This window comes from Plantactinospora sp. GCM10030261 (assembly GCF_042666615.1).
Taxonomy (GTDB): Bacteria; Actinomycetota; Actinomycetes; order Mycobacteriales; family Micromonosporaceae; genus KBS50.
Map to the genome: position 1 here is coordinate 15,087 of NZ_JBHTDD010000035.1, position 26,180 is coordinate 41,266.

A 26,180-nucleotide genomic window follows, 5' to 3' on the forward strand; every position below is an offset into this window, starting at 1 on the left:
TCCGGTGATCGGATCTCCGGGTTGTCGCTCCGGGCACCGCGGCGGGTTCGAACGCAAGTAGTGTCGCCTAAGCGGGTTCGGGGTGCGGGAGGAGGGGCCCGGTGGGGAGGGAAGACTCACACCGATCGTCGAGAGGCGAGCCGGCGGGAGGATCGGCCTGGGAGGGTGCCGGCACGCCGGGCCCGGGGGCCCGGGGCCGGGGACATCCGCCGTCGGCCGAGCCGTCGGCGGGTCCCGGCACCAGCCGAGGCAGGGCCAGGGTTCCCGGTGCCGCCGGACCGTACCGGCCACCGCAGGATCGCGAAACGGGGCATCCGCCGCCGCCCGGCCGCGCCGTCGGGCCGCAATCCGCCCCGCCCGGCCGCGCCGTCGGGCCGCAATCCGCCCCGCCTGGCCGCGCCGTCGGGCCGGGTCCGCTCTCCGGCGGACCGGGAGATCCGGGTACGCCCGCAGCGCCCCCCGGCGGGGCGCGTGGCCGGGCGGCGGTCCGGGGCGGGACGTCCATCCCGTGGGCCGAGCCACCCGGTCCGCCCGAGTTCCGGCCGGTGACCGGGCGGTCAGCGGGCGCTGGTCATCCGTTTGCTGGTCCCTCCCCGGCGGCGGAGCCCACACCCGCCGGCCCCGTGCCGCCCGTCGGTCCGTCTCCCGCAGCGGAGCCGCCGGCCAGCGGCGGGCCGTCCCCGGAGCGCTCCCGCCGTCGGCGGACCGGCCTGGTCGTAGCCGTGGTGTTGCTTGTCGTGGCACTCGTCGGTGGCGGGGCCGCGATCCTGCGCTGGACCGATGATCCGCCACCGGACCGGGTCGCGGTCGGGCCAACCGCCGAGCCAACGCCCTCGCCGGTGCTCGCAGCCATGGCCGCGACAGCGCCCCAGCCCACCGCGGAGGGGATCCGCGCGGCCATCGAACCGTTGATCACCGGCGCCGGGATCGGTGGCCGGCTCAACGTCACCGTGCTCGACGCGGCCACCGGACAGACGCTGTACGACCGGGGCGGCGCGACAGCCACGGTTCCGGCGTCCACCACGAAGGTGATCACGGCGGTCACGGTGCTCGCGACCCGTGGACCGGCGTACCGGATCCCCACCCGGGTGGTGGCCGGCACCGGCCCCGGCGAGGTCGTGCTGGTCGCGGGCGGTGACCCCACGCTGGCCTCGGGCCCCGGTGGCTACTACCCGGGCGCCGCTCGCCTGGACCTGCTCGCCAATCAGGTGAAGCAGGCGCTCGGCGGAGCCAGGCCGTCCAGGGTGATCCTGGACACGTCCGTCTACTCCGGTCCGACCCGCGCCCCGGGTTGGGACGCCGACGTGGTGAGCGGGGGGTACGGCGCACCGGCCACCGCCCTGGCGGTGGACGGGGGCCGGGTGGATCCCGACCCGAAGGGACGGCCCGGAACGGCGGCACGGTTCCCGGAGCCGGACCTCGCGGCCGGTCGTACGTTCGCCAAGCTGCTCGGACTGCCTGCCCAGGCGGTCACCAGGGGGAAGGCGCCGGCCGAGGCGGCCAGCGGCGCCTCAACGAGCCCCCAGGGCTCCTCGTCGGGTGTTCCGCCCGCTGCCGGGGCCGAACTGGGCAAGGTGGAATCGCCGCCGATGGTCCGACTGGTGGATCAGATGCTCACCGAGAGCGACAATGACGTCGCCGAGGCGTTGGCTCACCAGGTGGCGCTCGCCCGCAACCAGGCCGGGTCGTTCGCCGCGGCGGCGTCGGCCATGGACGGTGTCCTCACCGAGTTGGGGCTCGACGCCAGCCAGGCTGACCTGTCCGACGGCAGCGGCCTGTCCCGCGCCAACCGCCTCAGCCCGGAACTGCTCACCCAGGTGCTCGCCCTGGCGGCCGGTGGAAAGCGGCCGGAACTGGGCAGCGTGTTCACCGGCCTGCCGGTGGCCGGGTGGTCGGGGACGCTCGACGAGCGGTACACCGGTCCGGCCGGCACCGCCAGTGGCGCGGGCGTGGTCCGCGCCAAGACCGGGACCTTGACCGGTGTGCACGCGATCGCCGGCACGGTGCTCACCGCGGACGGCCGGGTGCTCGTCTTCGCCGAGCTGGCGGACGGCGTGACGGCGAACCTGCCGCAGGCGCAGCAGCGGTTGGACCGGATCGCGGTCGCGCTGAGCCGCTGCGGCTGCCGCTGACCGGCCCGGAATCGAGCGCGTGGGGGACTCGCTCGCCAGCATCGCGCGTGGACAGGGCGGTCCCGGCGACTGGCCGACCGGGGGGTGGGGTGTCGCGGCGCGGGTACGGTGGGGACATGGCGCAGTTCGTGGACTGGGATCTGGCCGCCGCCACCGCCGGGGCGCTGGGAAAGTCGGGACCTAAGGTCTCGTACGAGGAGGCGACCTCGGTGGTGGCCGATCTGCGTCGGCTGACCGATGAGGCGGCCGGGCACGTGATCGCGTACACCGGGCTCAAGTCGCAGGTCGCTCACCCGCCGGTGCGGGTGGTGGACCGCCGGGACTGGGCCGGGACCAACATCGCCGGGCTGCGCGAGGTGATCACCCCGTTGGTGCAGCGGCTGTCCGGCGACAAGCAGCCCGGGGCGCTGACCGAGGCGATCGGCTCCCGGCTCACCGGGGTGCAGGCGGGCACGGTGCTGGCCTACCTGTCCGGTCGGGTCCTCGGCCAGTACGAGGTCTTTTCCGCCGAGCCCGGCCAGTTGCTGCTGGTGGCGCCGAACATCGTCGAGGTGGAGCGCAAGCTCGGCGCGGATCCACGGGACTTCCGGCTCTGGGTCTGCCTGCACGAGGTGACCCATCGCACCCAGTTCACCGCGGTGCCGTGGATGCGTGGCCACTTCCTCGGCGAGGTCCAGGCATTCGTGGACGCCTCCCAGGCGGGCGGCGACCACCTGCTCGACCGGTTGCGCCGTGGGGTGGCGACGCTTGCCGACTCGGTCCGTGACCCGGAGAGCCGGGCCAGCGTGCTGGACATCGTGCAGACCCCTGGCCAGCGGGCCGTGCTGGACCGGCTCACCGCCATGATGACGCTGCTCGAAGGGCATGCCGAGTTCGTCATGGACGGGGTCGGGCCGGAGGTGATTCCGAGCGTCGAGTCCATCCGCGTCGCGTTCAACCGCCGCCGCGAGTCGGGCAACCCGCTGGAGAAGGCGATCCGCAAGCTGCTCGGGGTGGATGTGAAGATGCGCCAGTACGCGGAGGGTCGCAAGTTCGTGCACGGTGTGGTCGAGCGGGTCGGCATGGACGGGTTCAACAAGATCTTCAGTTCGCCGCTGACCCTGCCGAAGCTGTCCGAACTGTCCGACCCGGACGCCTGGGTGGCCCGCGTCCACGGCGGGCCGCTGCTGGCCGCCGGCTGACCGAGGTTCGCGGATGGCCGCCCTCCCGCCGTCGGTGGCCGCGCTCCGTCTCGCGGTGCGCTCCGCGTTGAGCCGGTTGCCCGGGGGCGGCCCGGTGCTGGTCGCCTGCTCGGGCGGCGCCGACTCGCTGGCACTCGCCGCCACCACCGCGTTCGTGGCGGCTCGCGCCGGCCGACGGGCCGGGCTGGTTACGGTCGACCACGGGCTGCAGGCGGGTTCCGCCGAACGGGCGGAGGCGCTGGTCCGCTGGGCCGTCTCGGCCGGACTGGAACCGGTCGAGGCGATCCCGGTACGCGTCGCGGGCCGACCCGGAGGCCCGGAGGCGGCCGCCCGCGAGGCCCGCTACCAGGCGTTGACCGCGGCGGCCCGGCGGCATCGGGCGGTCGCGGTGCTGCTCGGCCACACCCGGGACGACCAGGCCGAGACCGTGCTGCTCGCGCTCGCCCGGGGCGCCGGTCCGCGCGGCATGGCCGGCATGCCGGTGCGCCGCGATCTGGACGGAGTCAGCCTGCTCCGGCCGCTGCTCGGGGTGACCCGCGAGCAGACCCGGACCGCGTGCGCGGTGCTCGGGCTGGTGCCGTGGGATGACCCGCACAACACCGATCCGTCGTACGCCCGGTCCCGGGTCCGGGCCGACGTGCTGCCGGCGCTGACCGCCGCCCTCGGCCCGGCCGTGCTGGACAACCTGGCTCGTACGGCGGAACTGCTCGCCGCGGACGCGGAGGCGCTGGATGAGTTGGCGGCCCGGGCGTTGGTCGCGGCGCGTACCGCCGGACCGCCCGGAGGGCTCTCGGTCGGGGCGCTGGCCGCGTTGCCGGCGGCGGTCCGCGGTCGGGTGCTGCACGGCTGGGCGCGCGAGTTGGGCGCGGCGCCGGCCGCCCTGTCGCACCGGCACGTCCGGGCGCTGGACGCACTTGTCACCGCCTGGCGTGGCCAGGGCGCGGCGTACCTGCCGGGGGCGATCCGGGTGGCCCGCCGGGACGGACACCTGGTCGCGTCGGACAACCAACCGGCATCCGGGGTAGCCGGACGGGAACAGATCGATTAGACAGGAGTGGTGTCGCATCCCCGCACGCCGTTGTACGCCCCGCACGGTGTGGTGGCGACCAGTCAACCGCTCGCGGCGACCGCCGGCCTGGCGGTCCTGCGCCGTGGCGGCACCGCTGTCGACGCCGCGATCGCCGCGGCGACCACACTTACGGTCGTGCAACCCGGCTCCAACGACATCGGCGGTGACCTGTTCGCGATCGTCTGGGACGGACATCGGCTGCACGGGCTGAACGGCTCGGGCCGCTCACCGGCGACGCTGCACCGGGACACGGTGCTGGCGGCCACCGCTGGACGCGGTGCCGACCCGGTCGACGCCCTCGGTGGCGCCCAGGCGACCGGCCCGGCCATGCCCGCCCGGGGTTGGTTGCCGGTGACCGTTCCCGGGGCGCCGGCGGCGTGGCGGGACCTGCACGACCGGTTCGGGGTGCTGCCCTTCGCCGAGCTGTTCGCGGACGCCATCGGGTACGCCGAACGCGGCTACCCGGTCTCGCCCAACGTGGCCGCGAACTGGGCCCGCGCGGTCCGGGTCCAGGCCGCGCTGTCCGGTCCCGAGTTCGCCGAGTGGACCCGGGTGTTCACCGTGGACGGTGGGCGGGCGCCGTACCCGGGCGAACGGTTCCGCAATCCGGCGGCGGCCGAGACCCTGCGGCGGATCGCCGGCAGCGGCGCGGCGGATTTCTACACCGGCCGGGTCGCGGCGGCGCTGGCCGAGCACGCGGCCCGGACCGGTGGCCTGCTGACCGGCGACGATCTGGCCCGGCACGCCTCGGCATGGGTGGATCCGGTCGGCACCGGCTACCGCGACCACGAGGTGTGGGAACTGCCGCCCAACGGACAGGGGGTCGCCGCGCTGCTCGCGCTGGCCATCCTCGACGGGGTGGACCTCGCCGCGATGTCCCCGGCGGATCGGGTCCACTGGCAGATCGAAGCGGTGAAGCTGGGCTTCGCCGACGCGCAGGCGTACGTTACCGACCCGTCCCAGGTCCCGGTGTCGACCGAGGCCTTGCTGGAGCCGGAGTACGTGAAGTCCCGGCGGACCATGATCGGCGACCGGGCCGGCCAGCCGGCGCCAGGTGAACCGGCCCGGGGCGGGACGGTGTATCTCTGTGTGGCGGATTCCGCCGGGATGATGGTCAGCCTGATCCAGTCGACCTACCTGGGCTTCGGCTCGCATGTGGTGGTGCCCGGGTACGGGTTCGGGCTCCAGAACCGGGGCGCCGCGTTCCGCCTCGACCCGGCTCACCCGGATGTCGTCGGCCCGGCGAAGCGGCCGTTCCACACCATCATTCCCGGGTTCCTGACCCGTGGCGGCGAGCCGGTCGGACCGTTCGGCGTGATGGGCGGGCACATGCAGCCGCAGGGGCACGTGCAGGTGGTGGCGGCGACGGTGGACGACGGGCTCGACCCGCAGGCGGCACTCGGGCTGCCCCGTTGGTACTGGCACGCCGGCCGGTCGGTCCACCTGGAGTCCACGTACCTGGCCAGCGAGTCCGGACGGGCGGTGCTCGCGGGACTTCGGGAGCGCGGGCACGACGTGCAGGTTCCGGCCGAACCATCGGTTTTCGGTCACGGCCAGGCGGTCTGGAGCCAGGCTGGCGGTGGTTATGTGGCCGGCACCGAGTCGCGTACCGACGGCTGCGCCGTGGGTTATTGATCTTGATTGGCGCCGCGGTCCAGTCACCGCTGTCGAAATGCGGCCCCGGCGACGAGCCGCGGAAGGCGTACGGCAGGCTAGGCACATGGCTGACGGCTCCTGGTACGACGCCGACATCGACCACGTGATCATTTCCGAGGCGCAGATCCGCGAGAAGACGGCGGAACTGGCCAAGCAGGTTTCCGCGGACTACGCCTCGGTGCAGGACGGTCTGTTGCTGGTGTGCGTGCTCAAGGGGGCGGTCATGTTCATGGCCGACTTCGCCCGGGCCCTCGGCCGGCACGGGCCGCCGGCCGAGCTGGAGTTCATGGCCGTCTCGTCGTACGGCCAGGGCACCACCTCGTCGGGAGTGGTACGGATCCTCAAGGACCTGGACCGGGACATCGCCGGCCGGCACGTGGTGGTCGTCGAGGACATCGTCGACTCCGGGCTGACCCTGTCCTGGCTGCTGCGTTACCTGGAGTCCCGGTCGGCGGCGAGTGTCGAGGTGGTCGCCCTGTTCCGCAAGCCCGACGCGGTCAAGGTGTCGGTGCCGGTGAAGTACGTCGGTTTCGACATCCCCACCGAGTTCGTGGTCGGGTACGGCCTCGACTTCGGGGAGCGGTACCGCGAGGTGCCGTACGTGGGTGTGCTGAAGCCCGAGGTGTACGCGCGCTGACCGGGGCCTGTGTCAAAGTGCCGGCCAGGGGCTTTGACACCGACCCTGGGCGTGTCCGATTCCGGTAGCTGTACCGACCGACGTACAGCGGGCTTTCAGCATTTCCCGTTACGGTATGCGGTGGTGGCGCGGATGCACCCCGCGCCGGGTGATTCGCCCCGGGTTGACCGGTCGGGAGCGGATGGCCGGGCGCCAATCCGTCGTCACGCCGGCACGACGGGTCACGCCGTGCACGCCAGCGGAGGGCTCAAGGACTCGCCGTCGGCGCCCACGGTGTACGGTCGAATGACCGTGGCGCGGGACATCCGTGCCTCGTCGTCGAAGCCGGCCCGCACGGCGGCCTCGGCCGCCGCCCCGGCGGCAAACCCAACCAGCCGGTCAGGACGTCGATCAGGAGGGTCCGGGCGCTGCGGCGCTCGACAACAGTATGGAACGCACGCGTTTCTTCCGCCGCCCGGTGGTCTGGATCATCCTGGTGATCATCGGGGCCATCGCGCTCACCCAGTTGTTCACCGGCGGCCCGAGCTATCACAAGGTCGACACCTCGGTCGCCCTTGACCAGCTGAACACGGCCAAGATCGATAAGGTCCTCGTCCAGGACAAGCAGCAGACGCTGCGGATCGACCTGGCGGAGCCGGCCAAGTTCGGCGATACCGAAACCGACCGGATCGAGGCTCAGTACCCGTACCAGATCGGGGACGAGGTCTGGAACCAGATCCTGGACGCCAAGGCCAACAACCGGATCACCGGTCCGGCGGACACCGAGGTCTCCGGGGACAACGTCTTCCTCAGCCTGCTGGTCAACCTGCTGCCGATCGCCATCCTCGTCCTGCTGCTGCTGTTCTTCATGTCGCAGATGCAGGGCGGCGGCTCCCGGGTGCTGAACTTCGGCAAGTCCAAGGCGAAGATGATCACCAAGGACACGCCGAAGACCACCTTCGCCGACGTGGCCGGCTCCGACGAGGCCGTCGAGGAACTCCACGAGATCAAGGACTTCCTCCAGAACCCGGCCAAATACCAGGCCCTCGGCGCCAAGATTCCCAAGGGCGTGCTGTTGTTCGGTCCGCCCGGTACCGGTAAGACGCTGCTCGCCCGGGCGGTGGCCGGTGAGGCGGGCGTCCCGTTCTACTCGATCTCCGGTTCGGACTTCGTGGAGATGTTCGTCGGTGTCGGTGCCAGTCGGGTCCGCGACCTCTTCGAGCAGGCCAAGACGAACGCCCCCGCGATCGTCTTCGTCGACGAGATCGACGCTGTCGGCCGGCACCGCGGTGCCGGCATGGGCGGCGGGCACGACGAGCGGGAGCAGACCCTCAACCAGCTGCTCGTCGAGATGGACGGCTTCGACACCAAGGGCGGAGTCATCCTGATCGCCGCGACCAACCGGCCGGACATCCTCGACCCCGCGCTGCTGCGACCCGGCCGGTTCGACCGGCAGATCCCGGTCGACGCCCCCGACATGGAGGGGCGGAAGGCGATCCTCCGGGTGCACGCCAAGGGCAAGCCGTTCTCGCCGGACGTCGATCTGGACGCGGTGGCCCGGCGGACCCCCGGCTTCAGTGGCGCCGACCTGGCCAATGTGATCAACGAAGCCGCGCTGCTCACGGCCCGGGTGGAGAAGCGGGCGATCTCCAACGACTCGCTGGAGGAGTCCATCGACCGGGTCATCGCGGGCCCGCAGCGGCGGACCCGGGTGATGAGCGACCACGAAAAGAAGATCACCGCCTACCACGAGGGCGGCCACGCGTTGGTCGCTTGGGCGCTGCCGCACGCCGCGCCGGTGCACAAGGTGACAATCCTGTCCCGGGGTCGGTCGCTCGGGCACACGCTGACCCTGCCGACCGAGGACAAGTACACCCAGACCCGCGCCGAGATGATCGACACGCTCGCGTACGCGCTGGGTGGCCGGGCCGCCGAGGAACTGGTCTTCCACGAGCCCACCACCGGCGCCGGCAACGACATCGAAAAGGCCACCGCGCTGGCCCGGGCGATGGTCACCCAGTACGGCATGAGCTCCAAACTCGGTGCCATCAAGTACGGCACCAGCGGCGACGAGCCGTTCCTGGGTCGCAACATGGGCCACGAACGGGACTACTCGGACTCCGTCGCGGCCGAGATCGACGGGGAGATCCGGGCCCTTATCGAACTGGCCCACGACGAGGCCTGGGAGGTCCTGGTCGAATACCGGGACGTCCTGGACAACATCGTGCTGGAGCTGATGGAGAAGGAAACGCTCTCTACCTCCGACATGGCACGGATCTGCGAACGGGTGGTGAAGCGGCCGCCGATGGCCCCGTACAACGGGTTCGGCAAGCGACAGCCGTCCACCGAACCGCCGGTGCTCACCCCCGCCGAGCGCGACAAGCTCAAGGCGCAGGCCGAGGCCGACGGCGCCGAGGCAACCGTGGGTGGAGGCGGTTCGGCCGGCTCGGACGGTTCCCGCTGAACCCCGCGGCTGACCGGGCCGCGGGCAACGAGATGACGTCGCTGTCCGGCTCGTCCACCGAGCCGGACAGCGACGAGTATCCCGACTACCTCGCGGCCCGCCTGATCAACGGCCGGCTCACCGGACGCCCGGTCGAGCAGGCCGTCGACCTTGCCCGGATCGAGAAGGCGGTCCGGGAGATCCTCGTCGCCATCGGTGAGGATCCGGACCGGGACGGGCTACAGCAGACCCCGGCCCGGGTGGCCCGCGCGTACGCGGAACTCTTCGCCGGCCTCCGGGTGGATCCCAACCAGGTCCTCACCACCACCTTCGAGGCCAACCACGAGGAACTCGTCGTGGTCCGGGACATCGACGTGATGAGCCTGTGCGAGCACCACCTGCTGCCGTTTCACGGAAGCGCGCACATCGGTTACATCCCCGGCCCGGACGGCCGGATCACCGGCCTGTCCAAGCTGGCCCGGCTCGTCGAGGTGTTCGCCCGACGGCCTCAGGTGCAGGAGCGGCTGACCGCACAGATCGCCGACCTGCTGATGGACCGGCTGGAACCGCGCGGCGTCGTGGTGGTGCTCGAATGCGAGCACATGTGCATGGCGATGCGGGGGATCCAGAAGGCCGGCGCCAAGACGATCACGTCCGCCGTCCGCGGGGTGCTGCAACGGGACGCCAAGACCCGCGCCGAGGCCATGGGGCTGATCCTGCACTCCTGACGGGCGGGGCCCCGTGGCGCCGCCGGACGTTAGCCGTGAGCCCCGGACGTCAGTCGCGGGGCCAGGTGTCAGCCCGTGAGAAGCAGCAGCACCGATCCGACACAGGCCAACAGGCCGCCGGCCAGCAGGATCAGCGCCACGGCGAACGGCCGGAAGCCCCACGCCGAGGCGGACGGGCGCGCCGGCGTCGATCGCCGAGCCCGGAAGCCGGGCGAGCGCCCCCGCCGGCCGGTCAGCACCGCATCCGCTCCCGTCACCGCGCGGTCGGCCTGGTCCAGTGCGGCGGACAGGGTCACCGGCTCCCGCCCGGCGGACCGGGCGGCGATCGACAATTCCGGCGGCGAGGGCACAAGGTCGACCTCGGCCACCCCCAGTTCGCGTAGCCGGGCCCGCTGCGGCGCCAGCCGCTGGCGTACCTCGGTCAGCCGGTCCCGCACCGCGTCGGAACCGCCGAGCCGGTCCGCCGCCGCCGCCGCGGCCTCCCGGCGTACCGCCGCGAGCCGCTGGGCCGCGGCCAGGTACTCCTGCCACGCGTCCCCAGTCACCGAACACCTCCGGATCGACGGAACGGGACGACCAGGGTGCACGTTCCGCTGCGCGCGTCGAACATGGTTGCCCGACCGGGCCGTGGCCGCCAGTCGGCATCCCGTCCGAGCAGGTACTCCGCCTCGATCGCCGGCAGGTCCAGCAGCAACACACCGGCCACGTAGTCACCAAGCGGCCGGTCGCCGGCCAACTCGACCAACCGTCGGGTCCGCCGCCACCACGACAACAGGTGGACCCCCCGAGCGGGACCGCTCGACAACGCCGCCCGGACCTGCTCCCGCGGCAGATCCGCGGCGCCCGCGGCGTCCATGCCGAACACGACGACGAACCCGGGTCGATCAGCGTCCAGCTCCTTGAGCAGGCCGGCCGCGTCCACGATGTCGACCTCATGCCGGGTCCGCAACGCCGACACCAACTCGTCCGCCACCGCGTCCGCCTCCTCGACCAGCGACGCCACCGCGAAACGGACCGCCCCGGGGGCGACGACGGCGGCCACACTCCGAGCGGCGGCGTCCAGCACCTCGACGCCGGTGGTCGACCGGCCCACCACCGCCAGATGCCGGCCGGGCGCCTCGTCGAGCGTGAACGCGGCGGTGTCGGTCGACGTGGTCACGCATCGGCCGAGGAGCGCGGTCAGCGGACCCACACCCGCCGCCAACCGGGCCCGGTACGCAGGGTCGTCGTCGAGGCGAGCCGATGCGGAGCCGGTAAACACTCGCGGTTCGTCGTCGGTCGGTCGGGCGAGCCAGAGCTGGTTACGCAACTCGGCCAGCACCGGGGCCGCCAACCGTGGATCGGGGAAGCGAACAATTCGCTCGTGACCACGGGTGGCTCCACGTGGTCCGCCGAGCCCGCCCGCGGTGTTCACCACAGCCGCGCCGGGTGGTAGATCGGCGGCGGACTCGTTGGTCGGCTCCAACACCTCTCCGCCACCGGGCAGGGCGATCCGGACGGGAAACTGCCCGAGCAGCGCATCCGGACAAGAACCGCCCGGTCCGGGAACGGTGGGACCAGCGGCGCCAGGCCGCGACACCAGGAGCAGATGGACGCCGTACGAGCGACCCCGGCGGGCCACCGACTCCAGCCGCCGACCGGCCTCCCGGGCCGTCCTGTCCCCCTCGACGAGCAGGTCCGCGACGCCCTCGACCAGGCAGATCACGCGTGGTGGCCGATCCCGTTCGGGCAGCTCGGAGAAGCGGCCGACCCCCGCCCGCTCGTACACGATCTGGCGGTGATCCAACTCGGCGTCCAACTCGCGCAGCAGAGCGAGTCCGTACTCGCGATCGGCGCCGACCCCGGCGGTACGGATGTGTGGCAGCCAGGACCGGTCCGTGTCGGTGGGCAGGAACTCACCGAAGGCCGGTGCCGGACGCAGGTTCAGCAGATGAATGGCGAGACCGTCCGGGCGGTACCGGGCGGCCAGGCCGTACACGAGATTCGCGACGAACGAGGTGGTGCCGACGCCGGGGCGACCGGCGACCATCCAGTGCGGTGTCACGTCAGAGAACCGCAGGGTGACGGGGGTGTCGCCATCATGGCCGACGATCGTGGTCAGTCCGTCGGCGGCGTTCTCGGTCCACAACTCGGCGTCGTCGGGGAGCAGATCGGCGACATCGGGGCGGCGGTCGATCGCGAACCGGGCCGCCAGGTCGCGGCAGACGCGGTCGACCAGGGCGGCCGGAGGGTCGGAATCCAGAAGCACCGGTACGTCGAGGCCGCCCGGTGCGGGCAGCGGACCCCGGCCGCCGAACGACGCTCCGGGCGGATCACCGAGAACGGCGTACGACTCGAAGACCGTCACCACCGTCGCGTCCGCCAAGGCCGGCGAGGCAGGAGCCAGGCCCACCCTGGATGTGTGGACCGGCAGTGGGCCCTTCACGTGCCGCGCGTCCGCCGGTGGCGAGGCCGGTCGTGCCGTGGCCGGTCCTTGCGCGGCCGGTCGTGCCGTGGCCGACGGTGCGGCTGGGGGCGGTGGAGCGGTCGATTGGGCGGTTGCCGCGTCAGACACCACGTCCACGGCTGCGGGAACCGTCGCTGGGTGCTGCTGTGGAGCGGTAAGCGGATCAGTCGAGGGCCAGCCGGCCACCATCAGATGCAGGCCGGCCGAGACGCCCGACCGGGCCAGCTCGCCGACCCGGCCCAGGTCGTCGGGTTCGACGTCCGGTGGCAATGCGGCGATCACGACCAGCATCGTGCGATCCCGGCGCCGGCGCCGGGCGGCTCCGGACCGCGACGGTCCTACCCAGCGTTCCGCCTCGGTGAGGACGGTCAGCAGACCCGCCCGGTCGGTCGCCGGTGGCGGCATCAGGCCCGCGTCGATCAACGGTGCGAAGGGCTCGAACAGGACGGTCGTCCGGACGTCGGTCACCGCACGGACCAGCAGGGAACCCGCGGTAGTGGCGGCGAGCAGGCGAAGCAGCAGGGAACGGAGCAGGCCGCCGACCCGGTGGTCCGTCGCGTCGGCGGTCATGGTGAGGTGCCCGGTGCCCAACAGGGGCACGATCGCCGGGAACCGCACTCCGGTCACCGGCTCAGCCACGCCGATCCGGACGTGGCCGGAGGCGGCGCCGCTGCCCAGAGCCGGGTGACTTGTCGACGCGGTCAGGGGATCACCCAACCAACCCGGCGCAAGTCGCGCTCCGGCCACGCGCAGCCGCTCGACCAGGTCCCGTTGCTCACGTTCGTCGGCGGCCGCCGGGGGGTCGGCGTCCAGCACGCTGGCGACGGCCGTCACCACCGCGGCGGCCTGCCGGTGCAGAGCCGCCGCCCGAGCGGTACGCGACTTCAAGCTGGCCAACGAATCCGCCTTTCCCGACCGGGCCGACTGGACGGATCTCATCCCGAATTAGGACGGTAACCCAGGTCCGGCCCGGTTTCCGGGATGCGCGGCGGTTCGCCGGACCGCGTCGGAGTGGTGGCTCCTGGCGGCGCCTCTCCGCTGGCTCGGGCCGTGTACCGGCGGTGATCACAAGCAGCGGATCCGCCCCGCGTCCATGTCGGAGCGTGACTTCCCGATGGCACATGGGTCACCGAACCGAGATCTTCGGCTATTGGGCAGACGCATGGCGGCCGATAGCCTCAGGAGGTGGAATCTGTGCAGCCACCCGCCGGTTCCCAGACCTCTCGTGTCCCGGCGCAGCGGACCCATCCCGACGAGGCCGGTCCTGCGCCCGAGCAAGGTGTGCGGTCGGAACAAGCCGCCGCCCCCGCCCAAGGAAGGCCGGCCCCGGGCGCGCCCGACGTCGCGGCGGCGACACCGTCCGACGGGCCGGACGTCGCCGCTGTAACGCGGCCGGGCGGACCCGACGTCGCGACCGCACCCGGTTCGGCGCCCGGAACGCCGACCCAGTCCTCGCCTGTCCTGCCACTCCAGCACACCCCGGTCCAGCCCTTCCACCATGCGGCGGCACCGATTACCCAGGGACCACCCGCCCCCGTGCCTGCCCGACCGGGAGGCCGCCGTCGGCTTGTATTGATCATCCTCGGTGGAGCGCTGGCGGCGCTGCTGCTCGGCACCGGCGGCCTGTTCGTGTTGTACGACCGAGCAACCGCCCCAGACCGCAGCACTCCAGATGTAGCGGTTTACGGCTTTCTTCAAGCCCATTTCGTGGACCGTAACGATACCCTCGCGCAGCAACTCGTTTGCCGATCACCGTCATTAGCGCAATTTCACGACCTGCGTGCTGATCTGGTCGAACGTGAGAGCCGATTCGGCACCTCGATCGACGTGAGCTGGGGAAGTATGGCAATCGAAATGCAAGGTAGCGAAGCTCGGGTGCGATTGGAGTTGATACTTTCTGCGGTTGTAAATGGATCATCGCAAAGCGAGCGACAATCGTGGATGATTCAGGCAAGGAATGAAGGTGGCTGGCGGATCTGCCAGGCTGAACGTTTGATCTGATCTTACTCGAGCCACAGCAGGTGCACCGGCACTTCCTGCGTCTTCGGGGTTTGACCGCTCCACGCCCAGCGGTACCACTCGACTTCCGTGGTGACCCGGACACAGATGTCCCCATCGACGCTGGTGTGCAGTTCCGTGATCGCCCGCAAGTCTCGGCGTTCCACTCCATCGACAACCTGGACCACCCGCCGGCCGGTTACGGCGTCCGCGTCGACGACAGGCACGGGAAGACGATGCGTCGGAGCGTCCAACGACACCAATCGGGAGAGTACGTCGGGAGTGGGGACGCGATCGGATTGCTCGCCGAGGAGCTCGATCCACACCCGCTCGGCCGGAACCAACGGCGCAAAGACTTCGGTCTGTTCGGCCTCGGCCCGATACCACTCATGTTCCGGGATGGCCGGCACGTACGTCCGGCTGCCCTGCACCACCCGGTCGTCCGCACGCAGGTCGGCGCGCCAGCCCAGGCCCGGCAGACCGACCCGGATCCGCCGACCTCGCAGGTCGTGGGGTCCGCTGGCCGGGGCCAGCAGCACAGGACGAGGGGGTCGAGGGGCCCAGTCGGGTTCGCCGGCGAACGGGTCGGGAAGCGGCTCGCGGCTCATCGCGACTCCCGCCACCTCATCCGTTGCCCTCCAAGGGTGCACCCCGCTCGCGCATGAACGGGACCGGGTTGACCGCACCGGCGCTGGAACGCAACCCGCCGAGGTGCACCTCGAAGTGCAGATGTGGGCCCGACGAGTTCCCGCTTGATCCAACCTTACCGATGACCTGGCCGGCCCGCACCGTGTCGCCGGCCCGGACGAACGGAGCCCGCACCATGTGGCAGTAGCGGGTGATAACCCCACCGGCATGCTGGATGTCCACGAACCAGCCACAACCACCCTTGCCCGGATGGCCGTCCACGTCGCAACTCAGTGCCCCCCGATGGTCCGGGTCGCACCGGGACACCAGCACCCGGCCGGCGGCCGTGGCGTGGATGTCCTTTTCCTTCCCGATAATCAGGTCGACACCGTTGTGACCGGGCCGAGAGGCCGTCCGGAACCCTGACCCGACGACCGCGCGGACCGGCACAGTCCATCCCGACGCGGCGATTTCCCCGGCCTCCGCGCAACGCGGGTCGACGGCGTCGCCGGCAGCGAGGGCCGCGCCGTTGGCGAGCAGATTCACGATCCGGGTGGCGACCGGTTCGTGCTTGGCATAGGCATCCGGAAACGCACTGCGCTGCACCCGCTGTGCCGCATCGGTGAGCGGCAACTGTTGCCAGCCGTCCACGCGCAGCAGCCGCTCGTAGAACTTGCGCGACGCGTATGCGGGATCGCGCACCTGGGCCGGCGTCCCCCAGCCCTGGCTGGGGCGCTGCTGGAACAGGCCCAGCGAGTCGTGGTCGTTTCTCGCCCCCAGATACGGCAGATTGGACAGCCGGGATTCCTGGATCGCGGTGGCGATCGCGACGACCCACCCACGCGGCGGCACCTTCATCTGCCGGCCGATGTTGATGATGACAGCGGCGTTACGCAGTTGGCTGGGCCCGAAGTTATCCAGCCGAGGCATCTCACCGGTTGCCGCCACCGGTTCGCCCTGGCCGCACTGCCCGGCCGCGAGGGTCAGGTCGGTGGGTTCCGAGTCTCCGCCAAGCGTCGTCAGCAGGAATGCGCCCGCGCCACCGGCGCAACAGAACAGCGCCAACGTGGAGGTGACCACCGTGAGCGCCACGGCCCGGCGGGCCCTGCGACGCCCTGCGGCGACAACACCGCCTCCCGCGGTCATGACGCGCGCTCCCAGTCGACGGCGTCGACCCGCCAGGCCCCGTCGGCGTCAACCAGTTGTAGATGCAGGATGCCGGTGTCGACCGGCATACTGACCTGGACGAGATCCGCGGTTTGTGGGGTCAGCACCGGATAGCCGGTCAGTCGCTCCGCCGGAACTCCGGCCGGGTCGGTCTCACCGAGCCGGCCAGCGAGCGTGGAGGTGGCATAGGGCGCCAGGCCGGTGTGCCAGCGGTCGGCAGGCAGGTCACGACGCAGCCACGCGGTGGCGAAGCTCCTCGCCACCGACTCGGGAGGTTCGACGCCGGGAATCGCCTTCGGAGAGACCGGTCCGCCGTCCGAAGTCAACCCGTCGTCTCCGGTGGTCGGATGGACGGTGGTGATCGGCCCGGCCGGTTGGCCGTTGACGCCGGTCCGCTCGTCGTTCGGTCCCGAGATCAGCCGGGCGGCGCCGACGACCCCGAGAACGACCACGGCCAACGCCACCGCCACGCCGAGCCGGGAACGGAGAACACCGTTGATCAGTAACGCGATCGTCCGTCGCATCGACGCTCACCTGGCCTCGGAGCGGATCCGTGGGCTCGGCCGGACCTGCGGCTCGTCCACGGAGTCGGGGCGGTAGACAGCGTATGACGGGGTGGGGTCGGGCACGTCCGGCTCGACCCAGCCAGCCGGCTGGCGGCGCCGTGGCGCCGGTGTGGTTCGGGCGACCGGGGCGGGCGTCTCGGTGGATGCCGTCGAAGCGGCGGCGGGGAGGGCCGGCGCCTCCCGCTCCCGGCCGTCGGGTCGGGATGGGGAGGCATGGGCCGGATCCTCCAGCCGGGCCTCGGGGCGCAGACGCGTCTGTTCGCCGACCGCGGCGGCCCTTCGAGCAAGCCGAGGCTCGGCCGTCCCGCCCGGCTCGGCCACGTCCAACCGGGCCGCCTCGCGCATATCCCGGAAGAAGCGACGGTGCCAGGAGCCGGCCGAACTCACCGCCTCGCTGCTGTCCTTGCCGCCCAGCTGAGTGATCCGCCGGTAGGGCCGCAGCAGTAGCCAACCGACCACGCCGCACAACCAGACCAGCACCACCTGGAGCCAACCCGGCAGCGTCGGGGTACTCATGATCAAATCCACCGCGAACAGGTAGACGGCGGCCCCGGTACCGAAGATGGCGATGTTGAAGACCGCCGCCACGACGGCGTTTGCCAGCCGGCGCAATCCCGCGCTGGCCGGGCGGAGCAGCCCGATCGTGCCCAGGATCGGGGCGGCGATGACGGCCCACCGGAAGATCAGGAACCCGAGCAGCACCAGCAGCGAGGCGGTCAGGTCGAACATGGCGAACAGCACGGCGGCCAGCAGGGCGATGAAGCCGGCGCCGACCCGCTCCATGTCCCGCTCGCCGGTCAGGTACTCGTACGCCTCGGGATCTTCTTTCTTGATCTGCTGGGCCACCTTTATCCACTGCATTTGCTTTGCCCTGATTGCGGTCTCACGGGTACTAGGATTCGCTCGAACAGTCTCAGCGTCGTCCCACGAAAGTGACTTGGCGTCGTACAGCGCCCGCCCGTATTTCTTAGCGGTCTCGCTGTCGGCGGAACCCAGCACCCCGCGCAGCCAGTTGCGGTACAGCATCGTCTCGGTGGCCGTGTCACTGGCCCGCACCGCCGGTGGACGGTTGTCCTTGCATGCCTGTGGGTTAGGCAGCGCGCACTGATCGGGCGGGATGTCCTGCGCGCGGGGCCCGACGGCATCGTGGACCACGGCGAGGGCGCCGACCAGCGTGCCGTCGGCGATGTTCGCCGATCGGACCGGCCAGGCGGCCAGCGCGGTGACCGCCACCATCACCAGCACCGCCCAGCCGGCGGTGGTCATCGCGTTGCTCATGTCCGACTGCCGGGACCGCCAGATCAGATACAGGCCGACGACGCAGAGGGTGACGATGCCGAAGACGCTGAACACCTTCTGGTAAACGGCCTTTGTGGCCTGCTCGACAAGCGGGTCGGCCCAGCCCCACATGGATTGCGGCGACCAGGCCCGTTCGCGGAGCGCGTTGGAGGCCCCGATCACCGACGTGGCGAGCATGAACTCGCCGTTGGCCACCGTGGTGGTGAACCGGTAATCCGGATGCAGGAGCGAGGAGGCGCAGCCACCGTCCACGTCGTACGTTATGTAGCTGTACCCGGCGTAACCATAGGTGCTGTACAGGCCCTGTGGGCCGTTATGCCTGGCGGACTCCGGGCGGCTGGCGAACCAGCCGGCTAATCCAGAGTCAGGCGCGTTAGGCGTCGGTGGACGGTCACAGTCGATCGTATTTTCCCCAGTGTCCGTCAGTCGCTGTGCGCAGCCGCGAGGATCGGCTTGCCACTCTTTGGTGGTACAGAGGTCCACCGGCGCCCGCATCGGGACCTGGGCGGCTGCGGGGGTGGCGGATGCGGGTGTGGCGACGCCGGGTGTCGCCCAAGCGAGCGAGCCCAACGCGAGAACGGCGATGGCGAGGACCATCGCGACGGCCCGCCGTGCCATGTCACGCCTCCGGGTCGCTGATGCTGGACGGTAACTGCGCGACGGTCGTCGCGGGTGTCGTCGCAGCGGGGGTGGTGTCGAGATGGTCGAGCAGGCCGGGCACGTACGACACGTCGACCCGTACCTTCTGGACTCGACCGTCGACGTCGCGCATGACGAACTCACGGAAGCCGAGCCGGTCCGCCGACGAGCTGTCCACTGCGGACAGCGAGGCGAGCGTCGCCTCGTACCCGTCGTTGACGGGCACCCGGAGCAGTCGGAGAGCCTCCGAGGCGATCTCCTCGTCTTCGGCGATCCGGCCGACGAACACGGTGGAGACAAGGTTCTGCACGTCAAGGCCAAGGATGTCGCGCGGGTTCTGGGATGAGACCAACGCCGCCAGATTCCATTTCCGGGAGTCCCGAGCCAACCGGACCAGGAACGACCGGCCCGACCGCCAGCCCTCCATGAAGTGGGCCTCGTCCAGGCCGACCAGCTTGCGGGAGGACATCGACCCGCCGTAGCAGCGCCGGACCGCGAGGCGGTGTGCGGTGTGCAGCATCGGCAGGGCGAGCGCCTCCTCCGCCGACCAGTACTCACGTTCGATCTTGAGGTCGGGGAGCCGCAGGCCAGCCATGGTAATGACTGTCAATGCGGCGTCGGCGCCCAGCAAACCCTCTGGTGGCCGACCGAAGAACAGCAACGCCAGCGGCATTTCAGCGGTGTCGAGGAGCAGGTTGGCCAGCTCCTTGCCGTCGTGGTCGGCGAGGCCGGCCAGGCACGCGACGACATCGTCCAACCGGGACGTCTCCTCGGCGGGAACCTGGCGCACCGCGTGCCGCAACAGCGTCGCCGTGGACGCCTCGCGGGCCACCTGCGGTGGCACCAGCATCATGCAGATGTCCTGCACGAGCATGCGGCGCTCGGCGCGGGCGTTGGACACGGCGATCTCGAACTCCCGATCCCCGGACGGACCGGCCGGGAACTCCGACCGCAGCGGGGTGGGGATAAGGGAGTACGGCGCGAGCGTGCCTTGCTCGGAGCCGGTCAGGTTGAGCACGCGGGAATACGGGCGCAGCTCCGGCATGGAGCACAACCGGGCGAGCGGGCCGGACGGGTCGAGCAGAGTCACCTGCACCCCACGTCGGGCGGACAGGTAACCGAGCGCGCCGAGCAGCGTGGACTTGCCACCGCCAGGTTCGGCGACGAAAACGGCGAGCCCGGACCGCTCGCGCACCTCCATGGGGAAGTGCAGGTCGAGGAACACGGGTCGACGGCAGGTGCCGGCGGTACGGCCGATCAGGTCACCCCGCCGGTCACCCACCGTTGACGCGGCCTGAGGCAGCGCCGCCGCAAGCAGCTTGACCGGCATTCGACGGACGTAGCCGGTGTTGGCCACGGGCTCGCCCGGAATGAACTCCCGGGCCAGCCAGTCCTGGTTCTTGGGGTGTTGCAGCGAGATACGCAGCTCGCGCGAGTAGAGCTGGATCAACCGCCGTGCCCGCTCCAGGCATTCCTCCCGGTTGCGGCCGCCCACCGCGATGCGGTGCCACCCGTGTGCTCGGGCGGACTCGACCGGCAATCCGGTTGTCATCTCGTCACCGATCACCAGCGCCCGCTTGGCGAGCCGTTCGAGTTCGGGCGGTGCGTCCATGCCGTGCTGTGCGTAGTCGGCCTGTTGCGACCGGATCATGCGGAGTCGGTGCTCCAGGTTGCGGAACGAATCTCCGGAACCGAGCAGGTCGATCCGGCTGGACAACTCCATCGGCCAGGGCAGTCGCTCGTGGAAGTGCAGCCATGGCTCGTGCCGTTCCGGAATTTCCAATGGTTCCATGCGGCCCACGGCGAGGACGGCTACGTGTCGTTCCTCGCCGGTCATGCGGTTGACCAGCTTGACGGTCGAACCGTACGGGGTGCGGTAGCGCTCCACCTGTTCGGTGAGAGCCAGCAGGTCGCCGCGTTCCCATCGCCCGCCGGTGACCGGGGAGAGGGATGTCGGTGGTGTCATGCACAGGGCCACCGAACGGTAGAGCAGCCATTCCAGCTCACCCGCGGTGACCCGCCGGCCGCGCATGCCGAATGCCCCGAGGACCTCGTCGAACTGTTCGACGGTCCGTCCAAGCTTGCGCCGCTCACTGTCAGCGACGCCCCGGCCGAACGTACGGAGCACGCGTTCCACGAAAGAGTCGCCCATGGATCGGCGGGCGAAGGTGACGCCGAGATATGTCTGCCCCTCCGCGTGGTTGACCGAGAGGAGGTGTCGTTGCGCCGCGACCAGGTGATCGGACCAACTCGGTGCGCCAGGCACCGGGGCCAGGGGCTTGGCGGTGTTCCGGTCGACGGTCCGGGCCCATTCGTCGGCGGGGAATGGACGGGTGGTCCGGCGCAGGTGCAACCGGAATCCCGCGAGACCCGCGTACTGCTCGGAGATCGCCGCGAGCAGCGCTTCCCGTTCTGCGTCGGGACGGAACGCCCATCGAACCTCGGGCAACCAGTACCAGGCCGTGACGGTGTTGGGTGTGAAGGTGAGATGGCCGGCGATTTCGGTGATGGCCAGCTCGACGGCGGGGTCGCGGTCGCCGAACTTGACCTTCGGCGGCCGAACGGCCGGCGGCTTCGCGGTTCGCTGCCGGCGGCCCCGGCGACCACCGTCCGTCTCTCGTTGCGTCGTCTGCGCGGACCGGTCGTCCGCCCGGCGGACGGGGGGCCGCTCGGCGGCCAGCTCCGGAGAGCGGGCTTGGTCATGGTGGACCGGTGTGGACCGCGTCGCGTCGGCCAGCGGCGGCCCGGCCTCGGCGCCGGCAGCCGGGACGGGTGCGGTATCCCGGTGGTTCGGGCTGATCTTCGCTGTGGACGCCGCACGGTCGGGCGCGGAGGACGCGGCCGGTGTGGATCCGGCTCGGTGAAAGGGGCGAGGTGCGGCGACCGAGGGCTCGGAACTTGCGGCCTCGCGGGCGTACGGCGGCACCCGCGGAACTCCACCCGCAGGCTCGGTCGCTGTCGAGGTCCAGGCCTGGTACTCGGGCCAGGTCGGCTCGTCATCGAGCTGATCCCGGTTGTCGGTATTCGCCGTATGTGCGTGCTGGGACGCGGATTCGGTTGGCTCGACCGACGGCGCCGGACGAGCCACTCCGTCCCGCTCGGCCGGGCGGGCGGCGGGGGACTCATGAGTCGGGGGCGCGGCCTGGGTCGGTGGTGCCGGCTGTGCCGGTGGGGTCGGTTCGACGTGCCGGGGCGGCGTGCCGCGCAGAGAGTCGGCGACCGGCTGCGGTGGCGGGGGAGCCGGTTGTTCTCCCCAGCCCGAGGAGCGCTGATGTGGCGCCGCGGTGGGCCTGGGAGAAGGTGTGTGCCCGAAGAGGTCGAGGAACGGGGAGTCGATGTCCGGGTGGTCGCCCGGCCGGCTACCCGAGGAGTTCGACGGTCCGGTCTGGTCGGTGGGGGACGGAGCGGGGCGACGGCGTACGGGTCGCGGTGCCTGGAAGCGGGCCACACCGCCCTGCCCCGGACTCGTCACCAGGGCCGGATCGAGGGACTCGGCGTCCACCCCGTCCGATTCGTCGTAGTCGTTCGGTCGCACACCGTTACCTTTGGTGTCGGCTCGCGGTACCGCCGGGCGAGGAAAGCCTGGCGACGAGGTTGGGGTCATTCCGTCGCCTCACCGACGGAGGGGGACGTCCGGCGGTCGGTCATACCAGCTCCTCCCGGATCCGAATCCGGGTCGCCACCAGCCGTGGGTCGCGTTGCTCGGTGGCTGGTTCCCGGGTGCGGCGCCAGTCGGTCAGCGCGGTGCGGATCACCGTGCGGGCCGGTCGGTCGGGGTCGACGTACCGGAAGATGAACGACGTCGTGACGATCGCCAGCGCGATCTCCCATGCCGGGAACAGTTCCACGTCCAACGTGAATAGCCAGTGAATGAACATGAACAGTGGAACGAGCAGCATGAACAGGCCGTACTGGGCGTACGGCAGGTGGACCGGAAGGGTGTAGCCGGGTGGCCCGAGGTAGACCAGCCGGGCCCGGTAGATGTCGTCGTCGGTGCGCAGTCGCATGGCGCCTACTGGAAGATCAGGTTGATCAGGTAGTCGCCGACGAAGAAGAGTGTGGCCGCGCCGGCGATGAAGGCGAGACCCACGATCGCGATGGCGGAGCTCGTGAGCACCTTGGAGATCTCACCGCGACTGGCCCGGCCAATGAAGATCACGCCGAGTACGGCGAGCAGGATCGGTGCGATCTTGCTGGCGAAGAATGTGACGACACCTTCGGTGTTGATGCCCTTTGGTTCCGGGGCCGCCGCCGCGGCGTACGAGATGGTGTGGAACACCTGTGTGGCGCCTGCCCACGTCGTTTCCAGAAACTCCGTGGCGATCATTGCAAACCTCCCCAAGGCGCGGCCGGCGAAGCCGCATCCGCAGATGTCAAGCCGGGCATTGTCACCGCGGTCGACCGACCCCTTCTCGGTGGACCGGTTGTTCCGTCTCCGTCACCCCCGGTGGCGGATTCTGGGTGATTCGTGCCGCTTTGGCCCTTCCCTTCAGCTTCGCCGTTTGGATGCCTCGCAACTGCACAGCGTACGGCCCGCCCCTGTCCCTAACAAGGCGCGAACCGTGTCCCTCGTCGTCCTGTTGACGCGTTGGATCGTACACGTGTTCGAACGGGGTGTCCGCCCTGCGGGACACATCGCGGTGGGTACGGTCGAGCGGTGACCGAACTGCTGCGCGCGGACCCTCCGGTGGTGATGGGCGTCCTCAACGTCACGCCGGACTCGTTCTCCGACGGCGGCCGGTACGCCGACCGGGAGGCGGCCGTCCGACATGGTCGCCGGATGTATGACGAGGGTGCCGCCCTGATCGACGTTGGTGGCGAGTCGACCCGCCCGGGGGCCGATCGGGTCGACGCGGCCACCGAGGCGGCGCGGGTCCTGCCGGTCATCCGGGAGTTGGCGGCGCTGGGGGTGCCGGTGAGCATCGACACCACCCGGTCCGTCGTCGCCAGGGCGGCGCTGGAGGCTGGCGCTGTCATGGTCAACGACGTATCCGGCGGGTTGGCCGACCCGGACATGGCGAAAGTGGTTGTCGGGGCGGGCTGCCCGTGGGTGTTGATGCACTGGAGGGGGCACTCCCGACGGATGGCGGACCTGGCCCGGTACGCCGACGTGGTGTCGGATGTTAAGCGCGAACTTGGTCAGCGGATCGACGCGGCGTTGGCCGCCGGAGTCGCTGCCGAACGCATCGTGGTCGATCCGGGCCTCGGGTTCGCGAAGCGGGCGGCGGACAACTGGTCCCTCACCGTTCGGCTCCACGAACTGCTCGGTCTCGGGTTCCCGCTGCTCTTCGCGGCGAGCCGGAAGTCCTACCTCGGAGCCCTGCTGGCCGGTCCGGACGGCGTCGCCCGGCCCCCCGGAGAGCGATCGGCGGCGACCATCGCCACCAGCGTGCTCGCGATCGCGGCCGGCGCCTGGGGGGTACGCGTACACGACGTTCGGGACACCGTCGACGCGCTCGCGGTCTGGCAGGCCAGCGGACGACCTCGCCTGGCCCTCCCCGGCGGGGCGTCGACCGTGCCGGGCGGGACGCCGGCGAGACCGGGCGATCGGCGATGAGCGACACCATCACGCTGACGGGGCTGCGCGCCCGCGGCCGGCACGGGGTGTACGACGTCGAGCGTGAGCACGGCCAGGACTTCGTCGTCGATGTCCGGTTGGAACTGGATCTCGCGTCGGCGGCGCGTTCGGACAACGTCGCGGACACCGTTCACTATGGGGACCTGGCCGGAGCGCTGGTCGCCATCGTGACGGGGGAACCGGTGAACCTGATCGAGACGTTGGCCGACCGGCTTGCCATGGCCTGTCTCGCGGACCACCGCGTCGAGGCCGTCACCGTCACGGTGCACAAGCCGCAGGCGCCCATACCGCACGAGTTCGCCGACGTGTCGGTGACCATCACCCGGCGGCGGGACGCCGATCCGTCGGCACCGAAGACGCCGGCCGGGCTGGGTAACCCGCCGGATCCGAGCGGCCCGCCGGCGTCGGGTGGCCTGGCGGGATCGAGTACGTCGATGCCGCCGGGACCGACGACCGCCGCCGGACAGCGGCACGGTGCCCGATGAGCCGGGCGGTGCTGTCGCTGGGCGGCAACCTGGGGGACCGCCTTCGTCAGCTCCGGCAGGCGGTGAACTCGCTCCGGGACGTTCTGGTCCTGGTTTCCGGCGTCTACGAGACTCCGCCATGGGGGGACGCCGACCAGCCCGCGTACCTGAACGCGACGCTGCTCGCCCACGACCCGACGGCGACCCCGGAGTCCTGGTTGGATCGGGCCAGAGCGGCCGAGGACGCCGCCGGACGACGTCGCGACCCGGAGCGACGGTTCGGTCCCCGGACGCTTGACGTCGACGTGATCTCGGTCTGGGACGAGTCGGGAGAGCCGGTGGTCCGGCACGGCCCCGAACTCGTCCTGCCCCACCCTCGCGCCCACCTGCGCGCCTTCGTGCTGCGGCCATGGCTGGACATCGAGCCGTACGGCCGGTTGCCCGGTCATGGTTGGCTGACCGATCTGCTCAACCGGGAGCCGCTGGCGGCCGACGCGCGGGAACTGCGTCCGCGACCGGACATGCCGATAGAGTCGGTCCAGTGAGCGCGAGGAGTGAGCCGGTTCTGCGAGCCCCGCAGTCGCGAACGAAGGGTCGGTCCAGTGAGCGCGAGGAGTGAGCCGGTTCTGCGAGCCCCGCAGTCGCGAACGAAGGGTCGGTCCAGTGAGCGCGAGGAGTGAGCCGGTCTTGCGAGGCCCGGCGCCAGTCACGAAGGGTGGTTCGGTGAGCCAGCGAAGCGGTTCTGCCGCATGACCGGTCCGTCCTCCCCGCCGCGTCGGCCAGGTCCGGGCCCGACGATGGGTCCCACCCGCCCGGCCAGCTTGATCGTGGCCGGGTTGGCGGCGGCCGCCGTTGCCTGGCTCCTGATCAGCAGTTTCTACGGCGACATCCCCGCCCTGCCGTGGTTGCCGCCGGTGACGCTGGCCGCACTGGCCGTGCTTGAGGGGTATGCCGCCCTCACCACCCGGGCCCGGATCGAGCGCCGGCCGGGCCGCGATCCGGTTGAGCCGTTGACGGTGGCCCGGTATGCGGTGCTGGCCAAGGCGTCGTCGATGGCGGGAGCGATCTTCGCCGGGTTCTACGCCGGGGTCACGGTGTGGCTTGTCATCGAGCGCACCCGGGCCGCCACCGACGATCTGCCCGCCGCTGTGGGCGGGCTGGTCGCGTCGCTGGCACTGGTCGCGGCAGCGCTGTGGCTGGAACGCGCCTGCCGGGTGCCGGAGCGACCGGACGAGGACGAGCAGCCGGACGCCGATCGGGACCGCTGAACAGGCTCGGGGCCTGCGGCAAGGCGCTGCCCGAGCTGCCTGATCGGTCACCGGCACCGATGTTCCTCCTCACCTCGCGACCGAGGTGGCGCCGTGCCGGGCACGCCGGCCCGGGCTCCACCGGATACCGACCGGTCCGGCGGGTCGGAATGTGACCGGGGTTACGTCCGGGACCTGCCGGCGGGTACGGTCGCCTCCGAACGGGATCTGAGCGAGCGGTCCGGCGGACCGCTCCGGTGTGGCACCGCCGTTCGGCTGGTCGTGGCCGGTGCCGGCCGGGCGGCATGATCCGGAAGGGCACAC

The 26,180-nt window shown here is 71.2% G+C and carries 21 protein-coding genes and 1 pseudogene; 13 read left to right on the top strand and 9 right to left on the bottom strand.

The annotated features are described in order from the left end of the window. Positions 1-623 precede the first annotated feature (623 nt). From dacB to folE, 7 genes are all read left to right on the top strand, one after another. Positions 624-2,132: a D-alanyl-D-alanine carboxypeptidase/D-alanyl-D-alanine-endopeptidase gene (dacB, locus tag ACFQUZ_RS28540; RefSeq protein ID WP_377447710.1), complete on the top strand. Its 1,509-nt coding sequence runs from the start codon at positions 624-626 to the stop codon at positions 2,130-2,132. Between the two features lie 116 nt (positions 2,133-2,248). Next, positions 2,249-3,313: a zinc-dependent metalloprotease gene (locus ACFQUZ_RS28545; RefSeq protein ID WP_377447712.1), complete on the top strand. Its 1,065-nt coding sequence runs from the start codon at positions 2,249-2,251 to the stop codon at positions 3,311-3,313. Positions 3,314-3,326: 13 nt separating this feature from the next. Beyond that, entirely contained in the window at positions 3,327-4,361 is a 1,035-nt protein-coding gene (gene tilS / locus ACFQUZ_RS28550) for a tRNA lysidine(34) synthetase TilS (RefSeq protein ID WP_377447714.1), read from the top strand. Positions 4,362-4,370: 9 nt separating this feature from the next. Further along, the gene (locus tag ACFQUZ_RS28555) at positions 4,371-6,017 is read left to right on the top strand and encodes a gamma-glutamyltransferase family protein (RefSeq protein WP_377447716.1); all 1,647 of its coding nucleotides are present in this window, start codon (positions 4,371-4,373) and stop codon (positions 6,015-6,017) included. Positions 6,018-6,102: 85 nt separating this feature from the next. Further along, entirely contained in the window at positions 6,103-6,675 is a 573-nt protein-coding gene (gene hpt, locus ACFQUZ_RS28560; protein ID WP_377447718.1) for a hypoxanthine phosphoribosyltransferase, read from the top strand. Between the two features lie 427 nt (positions 6,676-7,102). After that, positions 7,103-9,118, top strand: a complete 2,016-nt coding sequence (gene ftsH / locus ACFQUZ_RS28565) for an ATP-dependent zinc metalloprotease FtsH (protein ID WP_377447720.1) — start codon at positions 7,103-7,105, stop codon at positions 9,116-9,118. 41 nt (positions 9,119-9,159) lie between these two features. Further along, the gene (folE, locus tag ACFQUZ_RS28570; RefSeq protein WP_377447778.1) at positions 9,160-9,825 is read left to right on the top strand and encodes a GTP cyclohydrolase I FolE; all 666 of its coding nucleotides are present in this window, start codon (positions 9,160-9,162) and stop codon (positions 9,823-9,825) included. A gap of 68 nt (positions 9,826-9,893) precedes the next feature. On the opposite strand, the gene ACFQUZ_RS28575 is transcribed toward folE, so the two are convergent. Together ACFQUZ_RS28575 and ACFQUZ_RS28580 are read right to left on the bottom strand one after the other, a co-directional pair. Beyond that, complete coding sequence (locus ACFQUZ_RS28575; protein WP_377447722.1) at positions 9,894-10,370, bottom strand: hypothetical protein; 477 nt, start codon at positions 10,368-10,370, stop codon at positions 9,894-9,896. Further along, positions 10,367-13,168 carry an FtsK/SpoIIIE domain-containing protein gene (locus ACFQUZ_RS28580; protein ID WP_377447724.1) on the bottom strand — a complete coding sequence of 934 codons (2,802 nt, stop codon included), beginning with the start codon at positions 13,166-13,168 and terminating at the stop codon, positions 10,367-10,369. Before ACFQUZ_RS28580 ends, ACFQUZ_RS28575 begins: the two co-directional genes overlap by 4 nt. Before the next feature lie 675 nt (positions 13,169-13,843). Here ACFQUZ_RS28580 and ACFQUZ_RS28585 point away from each other — a divergent pair. Next, the gene (locus ACFQUZ_RS28585; RefSeq protein WP_377447726.1) at positions 13,844-14,272 is read left to right on the top strand and encodes a hypothetical protein; all 429 of its coding nucleotides are present in this window, start codon (positions 13,844-13,846) and stop codon (positions 14,270-14,272) included. A 2-nt stretch (positions 14,273-14,274) separates the two neighbouring features. On the opposite strand, the gene ACFQUZ_RS28590 is transcribed toward ACFQUZ_RS28585, so the two are convergent. The 7 genes from ACFQUZ_RS28590 to ACFQUZ_RS28620 are packed head-to-tail and all read right to left on the bottom strand — an operon-like array spanning position 14,275 to position 22,894. Beyond that, complete coding sequence (locus ACFQUZ_RS28590) at positions 14,275-14,877, bottom strand: hypothetical protein (RefSeq protein WP_377447727.1); 603 nt, start codon at positions 14,875-14,877, stop codon at positions 14,275-14,277. A 16-nt stretch (positions 14,878-14,893) separates the two neighbouring features. Next, positions 14,894-16,042: a M23 family metallopeptidase gene (locus tag ACFQUZ_RS28595; RefSeq protein WP_377447728.1), complete on the bottom strand. Its 1,149-nt coding sequence runs from the start codon at positions 16,040-16,042 to the stop codon at positions 14,894-14,896. Then, the gene (locus tag ACFQUZ_RS28600; protein WP_377447729.1) at positions 16,039-16,587 is read right to left on the bottom strand and encodes a hypothetical protein; all 549 of its coding nucleotides are present in this window, start codon (positions 16,585-16,587) and stop codon (positions 16,039-16,041) included. Before ACFQUZ_RS28600 ends, ACFQUZ_RS28595 begins: the two co-directional genes overlap by 4 nt. 6 nt (positions 16,588-16,593) lie before the next feature. Further along, positions 16,594-18,546, bottom strand: coding sequence for an MFS transporter (locus tag ACFQUZ_RS28605; RefSeq protein ID WP_377447730.1), 1,953 nt, complete (start codon positions 18,544-18,546; stop codon positions 16,594-16,596). A 1-nt stretch (position 18,547) separates the two neighbouring features. Next, positions 18,548-22,171, bottom strand: a complete 3,624-nt coding sequence (locus tag ACFQUZ_RS28610; RefSeq protein WP_377447732.1) for an ATP-binding protein — start codon at positions 22,169-22,171, stop codon at positions 18,548-18,550. A gap of 40 nt (positions 22,172-22,211) precedes the next feature. After that, positions 22,212-22,574: a hypothetical protein gene (locus ACFQUZ_RS28615; RefSeq protein ID WP_377447734.1), complete on the bottom strand. Its 363-nt coding sequence runs from the start codon at positions 22,572-22,574 to the stop codon at positions 22,212-22,214. 5 nt (positions 22,575-22,579) lie between these two features. Beyond that, a complete protein-coding gene (locus ACFQUZ_RS28620) occupies positions 22,580-22,894 on the bottom strand; it encodes a hypothetical protein (protein ID WP_377447736.1) in 315 nt (104 codons plus the stop codon). Between the two features lie 366 nt (positions 22,895-23,260). Here ACFQUZ_RS28620 and folP point away from each other — a divergent pair, with 366 nt between their 5' ends. The 5 genes and pseudogenes from folP to ACFQUZ_RS28645 all read left to right on the top strand — a co-directional run bounded on the left by folP (position 23,261) and on the right by ACFQUZ_RS28645 (position 26,165). Then, positions 23,261-24,124, top strand: coding sequence for a dihydropteroate synthase (gene folP / locus ACFQUZ_RS28625; RefSeq protein WP_377447780.1), 864 nt, complete (start codon positions 23,261-23,263; stop codon positions 24,122-24,124). Then, positions 24,121-24,471 (top strand): annotated as a pseudogene (gene folB, locus ACFQUZ_RS28630) (dihydroneopterin aldolase); the annotation flags it as partial. The gene folP and the pseudogene folB, both read left to right, overlap by 4 nt. A gap of 155 nt (positions 24,472-24,626) precedes the next feature. After that, positions 24,627-25,154 carry a 2-amino-4-hydroxy-6-hydroxymethyldihydropteridine diphosphokinase gene (folK, locus tag ACFQUZ_RS28635; RefSeq protein WP_377447738.1) on the top strand — a complete coding sequence of 176 codons (528 nt, stop codon included), beginning with the start codon at positions 24,627-24,629 and terminating at the stop codon, positions 25,152-25,154. A 252-nt stretch (positions 25,155-25,406) separates the two neighbouring features. Next, complete coding sequence (locus tag ACFQUZ_RS28640) at positions 25,407-25,877, top strand: DUF3180 domain-containing protein (RefSeq protein ID WP_377447740.1); 471 nt, start codon at positions 25,407-25,409, stop codon at positions 25,875-25,877. 93 nt (positions 25,878-25,970) lie between these two features. Beyond that, positions 25,971-26,165 (top strand): hypothetical protein, encoded by a 195-nt coding sequence (locus ACFQUZ_RS28645; protein ID WP_377447742.1) that lies wholly within the window; start codon positions 25,971-25,973, stop codon positions 26,163-26,165. Positions 26,166-26,180 lie beyond the last annotated feature (15 nt).

Excerpts from the sequence above, each read along its gene's own strand:
- ACFQUZ_RS28605 (WP_377447730.1), bottom strand. The coding sequence starts at position 18,546 with ATGGCACGGCGGGCCGTCGCGATGGTCCTCGCCATCGCCGTTCTCGCG.
- tilS (WP_377447714.1), top strand. The coding sequence starts at position 3,327 with ATGGCCGCCCTCCCGCCGTCGGTGGCCGCGCTCCGTCTCGCGGTGCGC.
- ftsH (WP_377447720.1), top strand. The coding sequence starts at position 7,103 with ATGGAACGCACGCGTTTCTTCCGCCGCCCGGTGGTCTGGATCATCCTG.
- ACFQUZ_RS28615 (WP_377447734.1), bottom strand. The coding sequence starts at position 22,574 with ATGCGACTGCGCACCGACGACGACATCTACCGGGCCCGGCTGGTCTAC.
- ACFQUZ_RS28545 (WP_377447712.1), top strand. The coding sequence starts at position 2,249 with ATGGCGCAGTTCGTGGACTGGGATCTGGCCGCCGCCACCGCCGGGGCG.
- ACFQUZ_RS28595 (WP_377447728.1), bottom strand. The coding sequence starts at position 16,042 with ATGACCGCGGGAGGCGGTGTTGTCGCCGCAGGGCGTCGCAGGGCCCGC.
- ACFQUZ_RS28590 (WP_377447727.1), bottom strand. The coding sequence starts at position 14,877 with ATGAGCCGCGAGCCGCTTCCCGACCCGTTCGCCGGCGAACCCGACTGG.
- ACFQUZ_RS28640 (WP_377447740.1), top strand. The coding sequence starts at position 25,407 with ATGGGTCCCACCCGCCCGGCCAGCTTGATCGTGGCCGGGTTGGCGGCG.
- hpt (WP_377447718.1), top strand. The coding sequence starts at position 6,103 with ATGGCTGACGGCTCCTGGTACGACGCCGACATCGACCACGTGATCATT.
- ACFQUZ_RS28610 (WP_377447732.1), bottom strand. The coding sequence starts at position 22,171 with ATGACCCCAACCTCGTCGCCAGGCTTTCCTCGCCCGGCGGTACCGCGA.
- folP (WP_377447780.1), top strand. The coding sequence starts at position 23,261 with ATGGGCGTCCTCAACGTCACGCCGGACTCGTTCTCCGACGGCGGCCGG.
- ACFQUZ_RS28600 (WP_377447729.1), bottom strand. The coding sequence starts at position 16,587 with ATGCGACGGACGATCGCGTTACTGATCAACGGTGTTCTCCGTTCCCGG.
- folK (WP_377447738.1), top strand. The coding sequence starts at position 24,627 with ATGAGCCGGGCGGTGCTGTCGCTGGGCGGCAACCTGGGGGACCGCCTT.
- ACFQUZ_RS28620 (WP_377447736.1), bottom strand. The coding sequence starts at position 22,894 with ATGATCGCCACGGAGTTTCTGGAAACGACGTGGGCAGGCGCCACACAG.